This window comes from Aestuariibaculum sp. YM273, assembly GCF_030908365.1.
Lineage (GTDB): Bacteria > Bacteroidota > Bacteroidia > Flavobacteriales > Flavobacteriaceae > Aestuariibaculum > Aestuariibaculum marinum.
Genome location: NZ_CP133090.1, coordinates 1,157,464 through 1,173,942, shown reverse-complemented (window position 1 = coordinate 1,173,942; position 16,479 = coordinate 1,157,464). Strand labels below are relative to the sequence as shown.

Sequence of the window (16,479 nt, the reverse complement as noted above, 5' to 3'; positions counted from 1 at the left end):
TTAACACTCTTTTTATGAAATCTATTATTTTCCTTTTATTACTTTTTATCACATCTGCGACTTTTGCTCAAAACAATTACATTGTGAAAACAGAAGATGGTCGCCGAGTGTTACTAAAAGCTGATTATACCTGGGAATATATTGATGCTGCACCTAAGGAAGCTTCAAAAAATGATATTTCAGAAGCAACTAAAACTGATGATGCTTGTAATTTAGGAGCCGATTATGAGGAGCCTAAGTTGAATGGTAAAATTCAATCGCAGTTAAAGAAGGGTAGAGCAACTATTGATGATGTTAAGCGAAAAGTGGCAAAAGATTATAATTGCTCGGTTGATGAGGTTATTTTAATATCTGCCTCAGAGCAAAAATCTAAAGGCAGATATCAGTTTTGTGCTAATGGTAAAAAGGTCGATTATAAGCGAACCGGGTTTACCATTATTCAAGCAGGTAAACTATTTTAAAGCCTCAAATAGTTTTTCCAAATCATTTACAATAACCAGTTCTACATCTGCAAAAGGTTGTCTTAAAGTTTCTATTCGAGCTTTGAATGTGTTCAGGTCTTTTTTCGATGTCTTTTCTTTTTGTAATTGCTTTAACAGGAATTTTGAAACTTCCGATAGGTTATATGATAAAGTTTCCAATGGTGCTATCTTAGGGTTTTTATCAATATTTTGAAAGGCTTCATGGTTTTTCGACCAGATTTCCAATAGCGAAATAATGTCTGTTTTATGTGCTTCGGAAGGCGAATTTAAATAGTTTGTAACGGCTTTTTTAAATTTTAAAGCATCCTTAGCATCGACATTGCAGGCGTCGGCAAACAAGGTGAAAGGGGAAAAGGTTTTATACTCAGTACCACCTTCATTTCGGCTGTAAATTTTAAGCGGCTCACAAACATTAGAAAGTATTTCTAATGCTGAAATATCCTCATTATTACTCAGGTTTCTTAAAATAACATCCTTGTTTCTAATGTGGGTAATGCCAACCTCTTCTAGTCTGTAATTGATAACTTCTAAGCGTTTAAGCATATTGTCAACATCGGTAACTGTTTTTTGTGACCATAAGCGTTCAGCAATAGCTGCTGTTCGTGGCCAGATTCTGGAGTCGATGGTTAATGGGGTTACCAATTCACTCCACATGGTTACTTCGCCACCTAAAATGCGTTTACGTTCTTCAGGTGTTAAATCAATATTTCCAATCGGTTCGGTTTGGTAATGTTTCACCACCGATTCCATACGGTCGATGTAAAACCCGTTAGATAAAATGGTATTATAGCCTTTTTTTGCAGCTTCAATTAAAGTGCCTCCCTTTGCTAAACCTTCATGTTCACCTCTCCAAGAATGAATGATTGCCGTTTTGGGCATGTTTGGTGTCATTATTTCATCCCAGCCTACTAGTTTTTTATCCAGTTTATTCAGAATTTTTTCTAATCGGATATTGAAATACGTTTGTAAATCGTGATTAGTAGCAAGATTATTATCTTTTTTAAATTGCTGAATATCTTCGTTAGCATCCCAGTGTTTGCCTTCGTTTTCATCGCCACCAATATGAAAATAACTATCAGGAAACAACGGCGCTATTTCAGTAAATAATTTATCTAGAAAAACATATACGTCCTCGTTAGTTGGGTCTAAAGTCGGATCGAAAACACCGGCATAACGTTCAATTTTATAGGTTGCTCCGGGTTTACTTCCAAGTTCCGGATAGGCAGTTAAAATGGCGGTAGCATGGCCAGGAACATCAAATTCCGGAATTACTCGAATACCAAGCATAGAGGCATACTCTACAATTTCTTTAATCTGTTCCTGTGTATAATACAGTCCGTCGGAAGCCAGTTCGTGTAGTTTGGGATAGGTTTTCGACTCGATTCTAAAACCTTGGTCATCGGTTAAATGCCAGTGAAAGACATTCATTTTAACCGAAGCCATAGCGTCCAGATTTCGTTTTATCACGTCTATGGGATGAAAGTGTCTGGAGACATCAATCATTAAACCACGCCAAACAAAACGTGGGGCATCGGAGATGGAAACACCGGGTAGATAGTATTCAAAATCGTTATTTGTTAGTAATTGTAAAAGTGTTTCCAGCCCGCGAATAGCCCCAACATCTGTCTTGGCAACAAGCGTTACTTTATTAGACTGTATATCTAATTGGTACGACTCGTCGTCGTCAATGATTAACTTAGCAGATTCTTTAAAAGATATTTGAATTGATGCTTGCTGGTTTTCAGATAAAGGCATTGCAAAACCTTCACTGATAAACACGCCTGATCGGTTTGATAAACGTCTTAAAAATGAAGTCACTGCATGCTGAACCCGTTTTGGGGCATCACCTTCAATGGATACGGTTAGGTTTTCATCTATAACAAAGCGTTGGTTATTTTCCTCTATTGATTTTGGCCAGGGCATTAAATTATAAGTCTCTTTCAAATTGGATTGAGAGAAACAATTTAAAGTAATGAGGCAAAGTATAGCAAGTAATCTATTCATGTTAGTTTTTAAAAATGGTAGCGTTTAAAGGCTTCAATAGCAGCATATTCGGCTAAGCCTAAATCATTGTATTTTTTTGCGGTTAAGCGGTTGCGGTCTTCGGCGCGCACCCAGAATTCTCTGGAATCGTCGCCCTGAAACATCACCCCGTCTTTTTGCGACTGGTGATAGAAAATGGCATGACGTTTTTTAAGTACCTGATCGGGACTCATAGGAATCGCCATGTCTATTTCGTAGGATTCCCATTCGTGCCAGGCACCACGATAGAGCCAAACCCAGCAATCGTTCATATAGGGTTCGGTTTTTAATTCATCTAATGCCATAAATAAAGCATTTAAACATACACGGTGTGTGCCATGCGGATCGGCTAAATCTCCGGCAGCATATATTTGATGCGGTTTTATGCTTTCAATCAGGTTACACATGATACTGATATCAGCTGAAGTTAAATGCCCTTTTTTAATGGTTCCGGTTTCGTAAAACGGAAGATCTAGAAAGTGTACGTTTTCATCTTTTAAGTTTAAATAACGCGTGGCGCCAAGCGATTCGCTACGACGTATTTTGCCTTTAAGATTTCGTACTTCTAAACAGTCGATGTCGCTCTCTCGCTTTGTTTTGAGGTATGAAATTATTTTATCTATTTCTGCATTTGGTTCGAAAAGGTTTGCTATTTCTGCAAATTTCAAGCTTTCTTCATCCGAAACAGCAATGTTTCCTGAAGTTTGGTAAGCCACATGTACGTCGTGACCCTGCTCCACAAGGCGATCGAAAGTACCACCCATAGAAATAACGTCGTCGTCGGGGTGTGGGCTAAAAATTATGATGCGCTTTTTTTCTGGAGTGGCGCGTTCAGGACGGTAAGTATCATCAGCATTAGGTTTTCCTCCGGGCCATCCTGTAATAGTATGTTGTAGCTGATTAAACATTTTAATGTTTAAATTGTAAGCAGTGCCTTCTTCGGTTAATAAGCCAGACATGCCATTATCGTTATAATCCTTATCAGTTAGTTTTAAAATAGGTTTATTTAGTAGTTCACTAAGCCAAACCACGGCCTTTAATTTTAAAATATTGGTCCATAAGCAAGAGGTAACTAACCAAGGGGTTTTTACTCGGGTAAGTTCCAGTGCTGCTTCATGATCTAATACAAAGGTGGTGTTATGATGTTCCTGTAAATAAGTTGCAGGAATGTTTGCGGTTATTTCGCCTTCAATGGCTTGTTGTATAATTTGTGCTTTATTATTTCCCCATGCTAATAACACAATACGTTTGGCGCTTTTTATGGTGCCAATACCCATAGTGATGGCTTTACGTGGCACGTTATCAATGCCTAAAAAAGATGAGGCGGCATCAACACGTGTAATGTGATCTAGAGTAATGCTTCGTGTGCCAGAGTTGAGGTGTGATCCGGGTTCGTTAAAACCGATATGCCCTGTTCGTCCTATGCCTAATAATTGAAAATCTAGTCCGCCATAGGATTTAATTTTCATTTCATAATCTATGCAGAATTGGTATAGTTCGTCGGCAGGTACTTTACCATCGGGGATGTTGATGTTTTCAGAAAGGATATCGATATGGTTGAACAAATGTTCGTGCATAAAGTAGTGATAACTTTGAATGTTGTGTTTATCCATTGGAAAGTATTCATCCAGGTTAAAAGTGACTACATTAGAGAAACTTAAGCCTTCCTCTTTGTGCATACGTACCAGCTCTTCGTACACTTTTATAGGAGACGATCCGGTGGCTAAACCAAGAATACAAGGTAGACCTTGCGATTGTTTATCACGAATTAAAGAGGCGATTTCCTGGGCTACAATAGTTGAAGCTTCAAGTGAAGATTCGAAAATAACATTGTGAATTTTTTCAAAGCGTGTTTCTTCAAATTTTCCAGCCTCTCTGTAGGCTATACTTTTATAATCAGTGATATCTACTTTCATTTCATCTGTTTTTAAAAGCAAGCAGAACATTGTTCTGCTTGCTTGTTAAGAGCTTCTTCAATTAGAGCGTGCTCTGTTTAAACTAAACCAAAAAATATATGCTTATGAAAATCTTAAAAATTTGCAGCTCCTGTATCCCACCATAATCTCGTACCACCATTGTCAGCACCTTTTAACATGCCTACTGCAGTTTCTACATTAGCACCATTGGTGTTTTTCTCTACATCTACGAAGTTGATTCTACGGATTTGAATATCGGTGTCTATTGTACCGCCACTGTTATTTATAACTACAGGGAATACTCTTGGGTAGCCAGTACGTCTGAATTCACTCCATGCTTCCTGACCATCAGGGAACATAGCAATCCATTTTTGAGTAATGATTTGCTCTAGCTTTTCTTCGTTAGTTCCGGCATCATCAAACGCAATAGTAACATCACTAGGATAAGCGTAATCGTTAGCAGTATTTAAAGCATCAACGAAGTCGGCTGGAGTACTTGTGCTATCGGCTAAATATGAATCAACACCACCAACACCAAACTGAGAGAAAGAAGCCTTAACGCCCATTTCGTAGTTTGTTTTTGCATCGCCTGCGCCTGCCCATCCACGTAAAGCGGCTTCTGCTTTCAAAAAATAAACTTCGGCAGAGGTCATCCAGATTTTATCGGTACCTTCCACCACCTGACCAATAGTAGAGTGACTTCCGTATTGTCCTTTGGCTTCAATTTCAATACCTTGACGAATACCTTTGTAATCTCCTAAAGATGCATCAGCCGGAGCGTTAAAGTATTTTTCAATTCTACCGTCGTTGAATCCTTTTAAGATAGATTCCATTTCGGCACTCATACAAATGTCTCCCCAAACATTACTAATGGTATATACGGGGTGAACAAATCCGCCCATATCAACCAACATGTTTTCTGTTTCCATTAAACCAGCATTACTAGATAAGGATTTTTCACCTTCGGTTTTTGCCAAAGTCGCATCAACTTTCGATACGCGAATGGCTAAACGTAAGCGTAATGAGTTTGCGAACATACGCCACTTGGCAATGTCTCCACCTAAAGACGATTGATCGAAAGGAATGAATTGCGCATCGCCTTCGTAAGCTTCAAGTCCGTCGATAGCTTCGCCTAATTGAGCGAAGAACGTTTTGTATGCCGTTTCTTGAGAGTCATATTCTCCAGTAGTATCGAAGTCATTGAATTTTGAATATCTGATAGGTCCGAATACATCCGATACACGATGCATCGCCATTACTTTTATGATGTTTCCTAAGAAAACAAATTTCTCTCCAGATGGATCGCCGGTTAATTCTACCATTTGAGCAATGTCTCTGGCATAAGGCATAACCCCATTCCCATTTTGAGAATCGTAAGCATCAGCCCAAATGAAACCGTTCCAACCATTCACCAAAGCATAAGTCTGGTTGTTAATATTACCTGCGAATGGTGTTGGTGCTGTCATATAACCAGAAAATACATCAGCATTCAGGTTTTGCTGTAACTGGTAGTTCCATGCTGGTTCTACACGAATGACATTAGCGAACATTGGAGCAAAATTAGAACCAATGTGGTTGTTTTGTTGTGTTAATCCACCAACCAGTTCTTCACCGTAAGGATCGGTATTTAAGTCTTCAAAGTGGTCGGTACAATTTGTTAAGCTAATGGCCACAACCGAAGCCAGAGTATATTTTAATATATTTTTCATATGTCTTAGAAATTTATGTTAATGTTTAACCCTACACTTCTTGTAGAAGGCTGGTTATAAATATCTACACCTTGTAATCCTAAACCGGTACTTGCTGCAATATTTGGATCGAAAGGTGCATCCTTATAGAAGAAGAATAAGTTATTTGCGATGATTGAGAAGTTAATGTTATCTATAAAATCACTTTGTCCCATAATTAATTTGTAACCTACCGAAAGTTCTCTTAAGCTCACGTTAGTAGCATCGTACACATACTCACCTAACATCCCGGCTCTACCACCAACAGCATTGTAGTATTCTTGAGCTGTAATTTGTGATGCGTTCCCAGATTCGTCAACAACATTAATCATACCTCCGTTAGCATTTCTGGCATCCGCAGTGGCCTTTGACACACCGTAGTAATCATTTACTGCTTCAGTAACACTCATAACATCACCACCAAATTTACCATCGATAAGGAAGTTAAAGTTGAAGTTTCCGAATGTAAAGTTGTTATTCCATCCTAAAGTGAAATCTGGTTGTGCATGAGCTACAGTTTCAAAATCGGTAGACATTAAAGCTCCAGAATCGTTGATGACAGGAGTTCCGTTTCCATCTCTGATTAATGAGCGCGCTTTAATACTACCAAAGTCTTCTCCTTCGATTAAAGAATACTCATAACCGTTTACACCACGAGCCGTAATAACTGCGTCTCCGTTTTGTAAAGCAGGGTGAACAGACACCACTGTATTATCGTTTCGGGCAAAGTTAAATGCTGTATCCCAATTAAAGTTTTCTCCAACTACAGGTTTTCCGTTAAGAACAATCTCGAAACCTTTATTAGAAATTTCACCGGCATTAACAATGTTTTGAGAATATCCGTAAGGATTTGGTTCTGCCTGAATGTAGAAAATCTGATTTGTAGTTTTTGTGTCGTAATATGTGAAATCGAATCCTAAACGGTTACCAAAGAAACGCCACTCTGTACCAAATTCTAGAGACTGTTGTAACTGTGGTTTTAAAGTTTCTCCTTCCTTAGGACCAACAGATGGTTTAAGAATATTAGTGGACGTAGTACTGATGTTGTATAATGGAATGGTTGCATAATTTGGAATATCGGTTCCTACTTCGGCATACGATACTCTTGCTTTTGCGAATGAAATAGCTTGTGGTAATTCAACCATATCGCTAATGATTCCTGTTAAACCAACAGAAGGGTAGAAGAACGAGTAGCTATCTGTAAGCGCTAAAGTTGAAGACCAGTCATTTCTCCCTGTAACATCTAAGAATAACATGTTTTTATAACCAAAGTTTACAGAAGCAAATACCGATTGCATTTCTTTTCTTCCAATACTTTGTGCAATGTTATTTGTTGTTACAAAGTTGGCAATCGTGAAGTAATTAGGGTATTTAAGTCCAGCACCATCACGCCCTGAATCTAAAAGAACTTTATCTCCAATCGTAGATTTAGTTAAACTTGTTCCTAATAATCCGGTGAAAGAAAAGTTCTCTCCAAAATCTTTGTTATAGTTCGCAATGAAATCAACGTACTGTTGGTTGTTTTCAGTTTTTTCTAAAATATATCGTCCGTTATCACCAGAGTTTACTGGGTCTGTTCCGGCGTATTGTTTTTTCTCGTAAGTAAAGAATGATTTATCGTAGCTTGCTCTTGATTGCAAAGAGAAGGCATCAGTAATTTGATATTTTAACGAAGCGTTAATTAAAACACGTTGTGCAATATCTTTACTTGGTGTTCTGTATGCTAACCAATATGGGTTTTGCTGAATGTTCTCGTCGAAAGAAGTGGCATACTGATCCATTTGGTTTAAAGCGGTATTGAAATATTCAAATTGGTCTTTGTAACTATTTCTATCGATTCCCACAGGGTTCAAATAATGACCTGTTAGTGGGTTGGCGTATAAACCATTCGTAGGACGGTTCCAGATGCGTTGGTCTGATAAGTTTACACTTGCAGAAACATCTATTTTTTCATCTAAAAACTTAGCGGTTTCTCTTAAGGTAATATTGTTTCTTGTCAAGCGGTTTTCAGGAATAACCCCTTCACCAATTGTATTAGCGTATGATAAATAGGTTTGCGCTTTTTGATTTCCTGCGGTTAACGAAAGGGCGTTAATAGACGTAAATCCTGTGTTGAAGAACGATTCAGTATCATTTTTTAATCCTGAAGATTGTGTTCCCCAAGATTTTGGGTCGGTTACATTTCCGTTTTCAGCGATTGGTTGTCCAACAGAATTACTTTGGTATTCTGATTGTAATTTTGGTAACGACATGACGTTGTCGGCAGTAAAACTAGAATTGAAGTTTACACTTAAAGCGCCTTCTTTTCCTTTTTTTGTGGTAATTAAAATAACCCCGTTTGCCCCTTGACTACCATATAGTGCCGAAGCAGATGCTCCTTTCAACACGGTCATACTTTCAATATCATCCGGGTTGATTAAAGACATCGCATCACCACCGTCTCGGTTACCAGTCTGACTACCAAAAATGTCTGTTCCTGGCTCATTTCCGTTAGCTCCGTTACCGCTGTTTAGCACAGGGATGCCATCAATAACGTAAAGCGGATCGTTGTAAGTTGTAGAGGCATTACCTCTTAAAACTACTTTAGTCGCACCTCCTAAACCAGAAGAACTTCTGGCGATTGTAATTCCGGCAGATTTACCAGATAAACTGTTAATCGGGTTGGTTTGTTTTACTCTAGTAAGCTCGTCACCGCCAACTTCCTGAGCAGAATAGGTAAGTGCTTTTTTCTCTTTCTTAATACCTAAAGCCGTAACAACAACTTCAGCAAGCTGTTCGTTGTCTTCTGCTAATTGAACATTAATAGTGTTTGAACCAGAAACGGTTACTTTTTCGGTAGTCATACCTAAGAATGAAAATGTTAACACGTCGCCAGCTTTAGCCATGATGGTGTATTTTCCATCAAAGTCGGTAAGCGTACCGGTAGTTGTGCCATCAATAATAACATTACCTCCGGCGATTGGCATACCGTCTGCTTTCGAGGTAACAGTTCCTTTAATTTCCTTTTCCTGAGCAAACAGCTGTATACTGAAGAATAAGAAGGAAAACAAGAGTGTCGTTTTTAAGTAATACTTCATAATTTGAATGTTTAGTCTTGTTATTTGCTATCAATGTTATTTATTATAAAAGTTGTTTTAAAAAAAAATATCTGAACTACACCATTTTACACACAGAAGACAGAGAATTATCGATAAATGATTTTGCGAAAATAAACTCTTGATGAAATTATTGTTAATTAATTATTATATTCTTAAAATTGCTTGAGATAGTTTAATCCTTTTGTCGATTTATTAATAATAATTTAAACCAAGACCCTTGTTGAGACTTAAGATCAAGAATACCATTTCCCCTAAATACCATGTGCTTTTTTGGCTCGTTTATTTCCTGTTTAATGTTGTTAGATGGGGTAGTTATTTTAATGATTACTGGTATTCTTTTAAATCGAACCTTGTAGAGTTTCCAATTCACGTTATCGTTGTTTACATAAATATTTATTACCTAATACCTAGGTTAATTTTAAAGCGGCGTTATTTGACTTATGTTTTGAGTTTGGTGTTTATGTTGGCTATGGTGTATTTGGTGAGAACCGGATTGAATTATGTTTTAGTAACTAAAGATATCTGGCCTGAAGCCGGAGGTACAGGAGAGTTCATGCAGCTTAATCATATTATCGCGGTTGTTTTAGGTGAGCTCTACGTTATAGGTTTTGTATCGGCTATAAAACTAGTAATCGATTGGAGTTTGGAAAAGCGAAGAAATGAAAAACTGGCGAAGCTTCAATTAAGTACTGAATTGAAATATTTACGAACCCAGATCCAGCCGCATTTCTTCTTTAATACGCTAAATAATTTATATGCACTAACTTTAAAAAAATCTGATAGTGCCCCGCAAATGGTTATTAAAATATCGGATCTGATGCAGTATGTCTTGTATGAAGTTAATAGCTCTAAGGCCGATTTACTAGAAGAAATTAATCATATTAACACCTATATTGATGTGGAACGTATGCGTTTTAATGAGCGTGTAGAATGTGAAATGGATATTATCGGAGATATTGAAGATATTAATGTTCCGCCGTTGTTATTCTTGACGTTCATCGAAAATTGTTTCAAACATGGATTAAAAGGTTGTGAAAACGTAAGGGTAAACATGAGTTTTGAAGTATTAAATAAAGACTATTTAGAGTTTAAATTGTCGAATACTTTTAATGCCAAATCTAGTATAAACAACGAACAAGGTATTGGAATAGCCAATACCAAACGCAGGTTAAGCCTTTTGTTTAACAGTGATTACGAGTTTAAAACAACTGTAGAAAACAACATGTATAACCTGTACTTAAAAATACCTATTCGATGAAAATAAAATGTGTAATCATTGATGATGAAGCACTGGCTATCGAGGTAATTGAAGATCATTTAAAGAACTTCGATCATGTTGAAATTGTTGGGACTTTTACCAACCCTTTAAAAGCCTATGGTGTTTTGGAGCAAGAAAAAATTGATGTGGTTTTTCTCGATATTAATATGCCCCAACTTAACGGGTTCGCATTTATCGAGAATTTAAGTTATAAGCCTCATATCGTTATCACGACGGCGTATAGAGAATATGCTGTGAAAAGCTTCGAACTCGATGTTTTAGATTACCTCGTGAAACCTATTCCGTTTAATCGGTTTTTAAAAACCATTAATAAAGTGTACCAGCAGGTATATGTTAATAATACTTCCAATGACTTAGGTTTTCAGCAGGAACCACATATTTTCCTAAAAGTGGGAAAGAAATTAGTAAAGGTAAACCTGAACGATATTTTAATTATCGAAAGTCTTAAAGACTATATAAAAGTAATTACCACGCTTGGTGATTACGTGGTGCACAAATCCCTAACAGCTATTTCAGAAGAATTACCGCAGTCAAACTTTTTGAGGGTGCATCGCTCGTATACTATTTCAATAAATAAGGTGAATTCTGTAGAAGGAAATATGGTTGAAATATCTAACAGAAGAATACCTATAGGAAGGAATTATGTTAAAATTACGCGCGAACGTATTCTTAATACTAATGATGATACCGATAACTAATAAAAGAAAAGCGGTATGTTAATATGGTAGCAAAACAAAGAATTCAGTCGGTAGATTTATTACGGGGTATCACTATTGTCGCTATGATTTTAGTTAATAACCCTGGAGATTGGTCACATATTTACGCGCCATTGTCACATGCGGAGTGGCATGGTTTAACACCAACCGACCTTATTTTTCCGTTCTTTTTGTTTATTGTCGGAATATCAATCTACTACGCCTATAAGAATAAGCAACCAAATACAACAACCTATAAAAAGATAGCGGTTAGAAGTTTAAAATTAATTGGTTTGGGGATTTTTTTAAAGGCATTTATCCCTACGGTGCCTTTTATTCAGGATTGGGAAGGTATCCGGTTTATGGGCGTGCTACAGCGTATCGGTATTGTCTTTTTCATTTCAGCCATTATGTATTTAAATTTTAATTGGAAAGCGTTGTTAGTAATCTTAGCTGTTATCCTTTTGGGATATTGGTTATGGCTTGGTTTTGTGCCGTTACCAAATGGTATGATGCCAACGTTTGACCGTGCACCTAATAATTGGGCCAACTATATCGATTTGCAAGTTTTAGGGATACACATGTGGCAACCAGATTACGATCCAGAAGGACTGCTAGGAACAGTTTCTTCGATAGCCACCTGTTTACTTGGTGTCTTAGTAGGACAGGTGCTAGATAAACCTATAGACCGTAAAGCGTTTATATTGTTTTTTATAGGTTTGATCTTGTTAGCTTGTGGTTATTTGTTTAGTATTTATTTTCCTGTAAACAAAGCACTTTGGAGTAGTAGTTTTGTTTTGGTAACAGCAGGGTATGGCACGATTATTTTGTCTCTAATTTATTATATTGTTGATGTGAAACATTGGCATTTTGGAGGAGTCTTTAAAATGGTTGGCATGAATGCGATTACTATTTATTTTCTTTCAGAGTTTATTGCGAAAAGCTTTTATTTAATTCCTATCGGTGAAGATTCAAATATTCATAATTGGTTGTATAGCTCAGTTTTTGCCCACGAAACATTAAGTAATAAGTTTTCTTCCCTTTGCTACGCTATGGTTGTGGGATTATTTTACTTAGGCTTAGGTTTCTACTTGTACCGAAGGAAGGTTTTTATTAAAGTTTAAGTGGGTTTTAAAATTCTGTTGAGAATGATGAGTTTAAAGTAAAATAAAAGCTTTAAATATGTATATTTGAGCTAAATGAAGGGTTATGATAGCAAATGAATCTAATAGCTTAACTTTTTTTACACCTGAAGCTTCAGACGCTCTTGGTGCCGTATTTTTTGATACGGGTATTTCCTGTGGATTTCCGGCACCTGCCGAAGATTTTAATGAACAACGTTTATCGTTAGATAAAGAGTTAGTAAGAAATCGGGAAACCACTTTTTTTGCACGTGTAAGCGGACAAAGTATGATTGGTGCCGGGTTAGAAGATAACGATTTGTTAGTCATAGACCGAAGTCTTGAACCTCAAAACAATCGCATAGCTGTTTGTTTTTTAGATGGCGAATTTACAGTGAAACGACTTCGGGTTGAGCAGGGAGAGATTTGGTTAAAACCAGAAAACCCGAATTATCCCATTATTAAAATAACCGAAGAAAACGAATTCATCATTTGGGGTATTGTAACCAATGTGATTAAAAAGGTGTAAAATACTCAGAAACGTTTAAAAATAAAAAACGCGAAACCTAAGTTTCGCGTTTTTTTATTCTGAATAAAGTAGTGTTTAGTCAACTAAAACAATCACTTTATTATCTTTCATTTCAATAGTCCCTGATTTGATTTTTAAGGTTAAAACTTTGTTATCATCATGGTGAGGATTAACTTCAGAATGTAACGCATCAAATTCTAAGTGACTTTGTGTGTGGGTATGAATTTTAATGGTTCCTTCAGTTAAAATAGACACGATTGCGGCGTGATCATTTAAAATCTGAAACTCACCATTAATACCAGGTAATGCTACAGAATCAACTTCTGAGTTAAAAAGGGTAGCTTCTGGTGATACAATTTCTAAATTCATAATGTTTTATAATTTTCTATTGAATATTAAGCTTCAGCTAACATTTTCTCTCCAGCCTCGATTGCTTCTTCAATAGTTCCTTTAAGGTTGAACGCTGCTTCTGGTAAGTGATCTAATTCACCATCCATAATCATGTTAAATCCTTTAATAGTTTCTTTAATATCTACTAACACTCCTGGAATACCAGTAAACTGCTCAGCTACGTGGAATGGTTGAGATAAGAAACGTTGAACACGTCTAGCACGAGATACGGCTAATTTATCTTCTTCAGATAACTCTTCCATACCAAGGATAGCAATAATGTCTTGTAACTCTTTGTAACGTTGTAATAACTCTTTCACACGTTGTGCACAGTCGTAGTGCTCATTTCCTAAAATGTCTGCAGTTAAGATACGAGACGTAGAATCTAATGGATCTACCGCAGGGTAAATACCTAACTCAGCAATTTTACGAGATAATACGGTTGTAGCATCTAAGTGAGCGAAGGTTGTTGCAGGCGCCGGGTCAGTTAAATCATCCGCAGGTACGTAAACCGCTTGTACAGATGTAATCGATCCTTTTTTAGTTGAAGTAATACGCTCTTGCATCGCACCCATTTCTGTTGCTAATGTTGGTTGGTAACCTACTGCAGAAGGCATACGACCTAATAATGCAGATACCTCAGAACCAGCTTGTGTAAAACGGAAGATGTTATCAACGAAGAACAATACATCTTTTCCTTGTCCGTCTCCGGCTCCATCACGGAAGTACTCAGCGATTGTTAAACCAGATAAAGCAACACGTGCACGTGCTCCTGGTGGCTCATTCATCTGTCCGAATACGAAAGTCGCTTTAGATTCTTTCATTTTAGATTTATCTACTTTAGATAAATCCCATCCGCCATCTTCCATAGAGTGCATAAAGTCTTCACCGTAACGGATAATTCCAGACTCTAACATCTCTCTTAAAAGGTCATTTCCTTCACGAGTTCTTTCTCCTACACCAGCAAATACTGATAAACCACCGTGACCTTTTGCAATATTGTTAATTAACTCCTGAATTAATACTGTTTTACCTACACCAGCACCACCAAATAATCCAATTTTACCTCCTTTTGCGTAAGGCTCAATTAAGTCGATGACTTTAATACCTGTAAATAAAACTTCAGTTGAAGTTGATAAATCTTCGAATTTTGGTGCTTGTCTGTGGATTGGTAAACCAGCCTCACCAGCTTTAGGTAAATCACCAAGTCCGTCGATAGCGTCACCAATTACATTGAATAAACGTCCGTAAACATCATCTCCAATCGGCATTTGTATAGGTGCTCCAGTTGCAACAACTTCAGTTCCTCTACTTAAACCATCTGATGAATCCATAGCAATGGTACGTACGGTATCTTCACCAATGTGAGACTGTACCTCTAATACTAATGTAGAACCATCAGCTTTCTTAATTTCTAATGAATCGTAAATTTTTGGAAGTTCTGAACCAGCTCCAAACTCAACGTCGATAACCGGACCTACTATTTGTGCAACTTTACCTGTAACTTTAGACATTACTTATATGTTTAATATTATGCGTTTTAATTCAATGAAAACACTTCTAGTTTTCGGCTGCAAAGATAATTTTTTTAATTTAAAATGAAACTTGTTTTTTCAGGTTTTTTAGAATAAAAAAACACCCTCATAATGAAGGTGTTAAAAAATGTTATTAAAAGTCTTGTTATTGCAGTGTTGGTGAATAATTGGTAGGGTAATTTCCTATATCAACCAACTGTCCAGAATCAACAAAATTAGAATCGTAAGTTTCATCAATAGCCTTCATAAACTCATTAGCTAAAAAAGCATATCCTCTCGAGGTTAAATGAACGCCATCTAAAGAAAAGGCACCACCTACAACTAAATTCGATGTTAGAGTATAATCTCCGCTTGTTATGCCACCACTAGCCAATTGATTAAGTATCTCATTCGTATTTACTAAGGCTAAACCGGCTTGTTGTCTTATATTGTCTATTACCGCATTAAAACTTGTAGTAGCTGTTGCGATTTCTTCCTGTTCTTCAGACGTTAAAACCCATTTATCGGCTAAAGGAATTGCAACGCCATTAACTGTTTGAGGATTCCCTGGAACAGCTTCGGTACCAATAAACGTTGAAGCCGATAAGACTAATAGGTCGTCTGCAGTAGCCTGTCTCATACTTATTAGGGCTGGATTTAAACCGGTTAAATCCGTTAAACTTTCATCCATAATAACTACTGCATTGGTTGTTCCAGCTTCAAATGTTATGGTTCTTTTTGCAATTTCAGTATCTGCTGCATCCTGGGTCATTAAACCATTTCCAACGAGATAAGCAAATGCTTGAACAATGCCAGCATTATAAGCACCGTAAGCCGATGTGCTATTTAAATACGCAGCAGTTGCAGCATCTAAAGGAATTGGATTGTGAGGTACTGTTGTAAAGTGTGGAATGCTGGTCACATCAGGAATATTAGCGACAACACCTTTAGCACCTTGTGAAGTAAGCGTAGCAATTATAGCACCATACGTTTGGGTAAAGCCAACCCCAACGGCACCATCTAAAGGTGTAATTGGATTGCTGCCATCTCCACCTGATAAGGCGTATCCTAAAACATCATTATTACCAATCCATAACGAAAAGAAGGTCGGCGATTGTGCCATAACATCACCTAAAACCGTTGCCGAAGTACTTGATGCCATGCGTACAAAATATGGATTGGCTGTCATTGGGTCTGTTAGTAACCCTGAAGGATTTCCTAAGCCATCATATAATAAATGATAGGATTTTGCTCCCGGCACTCCCATATTATTAAAAGGCCCTGTTGGATTATTTAATGCTAAATCTGTTGAAACTGTTACCGGGCCAATTACAGATTCTAAAGCCGCAGGACCTGAGCCGTTAAAGATTAAACGAGGCTCGGTGATTCTGTTTCCTCCGTAAGCTAATCCGCCGTAATTATCGTTCATTAAAGGTTGTTTAAATTCCCCACCACCGGCTAAAGCAAATTTAGAAGCCAGAATATTGGGCATTGAATTTTCCTGTGTGGCAATAAACAGGGCGTTATCTGTAAACCCAGCTGTAAGTGAGTTACCTAAAGATACATAGGTTGAAAAATCGGCGGTACCTGAAGTTAATGTCGGTAGAATAACTTCTGCTTCTTCCCGGTTAACATCTTCTAAGTCGTTACACGCTGTAAACCCTGAAGCAATGAATAACAGGGCAATATATTTTAAATTCATGATT

At 37.3% G+C, this 16,479-nt stretch carries 12 protein-coding genes; 5 read left to right on the top strand and 7 right to left on the bottom strand.

The window, feature by feature from the left end; all coding sequences use genetic code 11:
* The first annotated feature begins 14 nt into the window (after window positions 1-14).
* Entirely contained in the window at window positions 15-461 is a 447-nt protein-coding gene (locus RBH94_RS04915) for a DUF3157 family protein (protein ID WP_307882629.1), read from the top strand.
* Here the strand turns inward: RBH94_RS04915 and RBH94_RS04910 are convergent.
* The 4 genes from RBH94_RS04910 to RBH94_RS04895 all read right to left on the bottom strand — a co-directional run bounded on the left by RBH94_RS04910 (window position 453) and on the right by RBH94_RS04895 (window position 9,224).
* The gene (locus RBH94_RS04910; RefSeq protein ID WP_307882628.1) at window positions 453-2,486 is read right to left on the bottom strand and encodes a beta-N-acetylhexosaminidase; all 2,034 of its coding nucleotides are present in this window, start codon (window positions 2,484-2,486) and stop codon (window positions 453-455) included. The two genes, RBH94_RS04915 and RBH94_RS04910, sit on opposite strands and share 9 nt — an antisense overlap.
* An 8-nt stretch (window positions 2,487-2,494) precedes the next feature.
* On the bottom strand, window positions 2,495-4,420 hold the full coding sequence (gene nagB, locus RBH94_RS04905; RefSeq protein ID WP_307882627.1) for a glucosamine-6-phosphate deaminase: 1,926 nt from the start codon (window positions 4,418-4,420) through the stop codon (window positions 2,495-2,497).
* A gap of 113 nt (window positions 4,421-4,533) precedes the next feature.
* Window positions 4,534-6,129: a RagB/SusD family nutrient uptake outer membrane protein gene (locus RBH94_RS04900; protein WP_307882626.1), complete on the bottom strand. Its 1,596-nt coding sequence runs from the start codon at window positions 6,127-6,129 to the stop codon at window positions 4,534-4,536.
* 5 nt (window positions 6,130-6,134) lie between these two features.
* Entirely contained in the window at window positions 6,135-9,224 is a 3,090-nt protein-coding gene (locus tag RBH94_RS04895) for a SusC/RagA family TonB-linked outer membrane protein (protein ID WP_307882625.1), read from the bottom strand.
* A gap of 241 nt (window positions 9,225-9,465) precedes the next feature.
* On the opposite strand from RBH94_RS04895, the gene RBH94_RS04890 reads away from it, so the two are divergent.
* The 4 genes from RBH94_RS04890 to RBH94_RS04875 all read left to right on the top strand — a co-directional run bounded on the left by RBH94_RS04890 (window position 9,466) and on the right by RBH94_RS04875 (window position 12,869).
* Window positions 9,466-10,503 carry a sensor histidine kinase gene (locus RBH94_RS04890; RefSeq protein WP_307882624.1) on the top strand — a complete coding sequence of 346 codons (1,038 nt, stop codon included), beginning with the start codon at window positions 9,466-9,468 and terminating at the stop codon, window positions 10,501-10,503.
* Window positions 10,500-11,222 carry a LytTR family DNA-binding domain-containing protein gene (locus tag RBH94_RS04885; protein WP_188222806.1) on the top strand — a complete coding sequence of 241 codons (723 nt, stop codon included), beginning with the start codon at window positions 10,500-10,502 and terminating at the stop codon, window positions 11,220-11,222. Before RBH94_RS04890 ends, RBH94_RS04885 begins: the two co-directional genes overlap by 4 nt.
* Window positions 11,223-11,245: 23 nt before the next feature.
* Window positions 11,246-12,343, top strand: coding sequence for an acyltransferase family protein (locus tag RBH94_RS04880; protein WP_307882623.1), 1,098 nt, complete (start codon window positions 11,246-11,248; stop codon window positions 12,341-12,343).
* 85 nt (window positions 12,344-12,428) lie between these two features.
* A complete protein-coding gene (locus tag RBH94_RS04875; protein WP_307882622.1) occupies window positions 12,429-12,869 on the top strand; it encodes a LexA family transcriptional regulator in 441 nt (146 codons plus the stop codon).
* 75 nt (window positions 12,870-12,944) lie between these two features.
* Here the strand turns inward: RBH94_RS04875 and RBH94_RS04870 are convergent, their stop codons facing one another.
* The 3 genes from RBH94_RS04870 to RBH94_RS04860 form a co-directional block, all read right to left on the bottom strand.
* The gene (locus RBH94_RS04870; protein WP_188222810.1) at window positions 12,945-13,238 is read right to left on the bottom strand and encodes a F0F1 ATP synthase subunit epsilon; all 294 of its coding nucleotides are present in this window, start codon (window positions 13,236-13,238) and stop codon (window positions 12,945-12,947) included.
* Window positions 13,239-13,264: 26 nt separating this feature from the next.
* Window positions 13,265-14,773, bottom strand: a complete 1,509-nt coding sequence (gene atpD, locus RBH94_RS04865) for a F0F1 ATP synthase subunit beta (RefSeq protein WP_188222811.1) — start codon at window positions 14,771-14,773, stop codon at window positions 13,265-13,267.
* A gap of 166 nt (window positions 14,774-14,939) precedes the next feature.
* The gene (locus RBH94_RS04860; protein WP_307882621.1) at window positions 14,940-16,475 is read right to left on the bottom strand and encodes a G-D-S-L family lipolytic protein; all 1,536 of its coding nucleotides are present in this window, start codon (window positions 16,473-16,475) and stop codon (window positions 14,940-14,942) included.
* Window positions 16,476-16,479: the final 4 nt, after the last annotated feature.

Bases quoted from the DNA above. Each gene is read 5' to 3' on its own strand.
- RBH94_RS04915 (WP_307882629.1), top strand. From the start codon at position 15: ATGAAATCTATTATTTTCCTTTTATTACTTTTTATCACATCTGCGACT.
- RBH94_RS04910 (WP_307882628.1), bottom strand. From the start codon at position 2,486: ATGAATAGATTACTTGCTATACTTTGCCTCATTACTTTAAATTGTTTC.
- nagB (WP_307882627.1), bottom strand. From the start codon at position 4,420: ATGAAAGTAGATATCACTGATTATAAAAGTATAGCCTACAGAGAGGCT.
- RBH94_RS04900 (WP_307882626.1), bottom strand. From the start codon at position 6,129: ATGAAAAATATATTAAAATATACTCTGGCTTCGGTTGTGGCCATTAGC.
- RBH94_RS04895 (WP_307882625.1), bottom strand. From the start codon at position 9,224: ATGAAGTATTACTTAAAAACGACACTCTTGTTTTCCTTCTTATTCTTC.
- RBH94_RS04885 (WP_188222806.1), top strand. From the start codon at position 10,500: ATGAAAATAAAATGTGTAATCATTGATGATGAAGCACTGGCTATCGAG.
- RBH94_RS04880 (WP_307882623.1), top strand. From the start codon at position 11,246: ATGGTAGCAAAACAAAGAATTCAGTCGGTAGATTTATTACGGGGTATC.
- RBH94_RS04875 (WP_307882622.1), top strand. From the start codon at position 12,429: ATGATAGCAAATGAATCTAATAGCTTAACTTTTTTTACACCTGAAGCT.
- RBH94_RS04870 (WP_188222810.1), bottom strand. From the start codon at position 13,238: ATGAATTTAGAAATTGTATCACCAGAAGCTACCCTTTTTAACTCAGAA.
- atpD (WP_188222811.1), bottom strand. From the start codon at position 14,773: ATGTCTAAAGTTACAGGTAAAGTTGCACAAATAGTAGGTCCGGTTATC.
- RBH94_RS04860 (WP_307882621.1), bottom strand. From the start codon at position 16,475: ATGAATTTAAAATATATTGCCCTGTTATTCATTGCTTCAGGGTTTACA.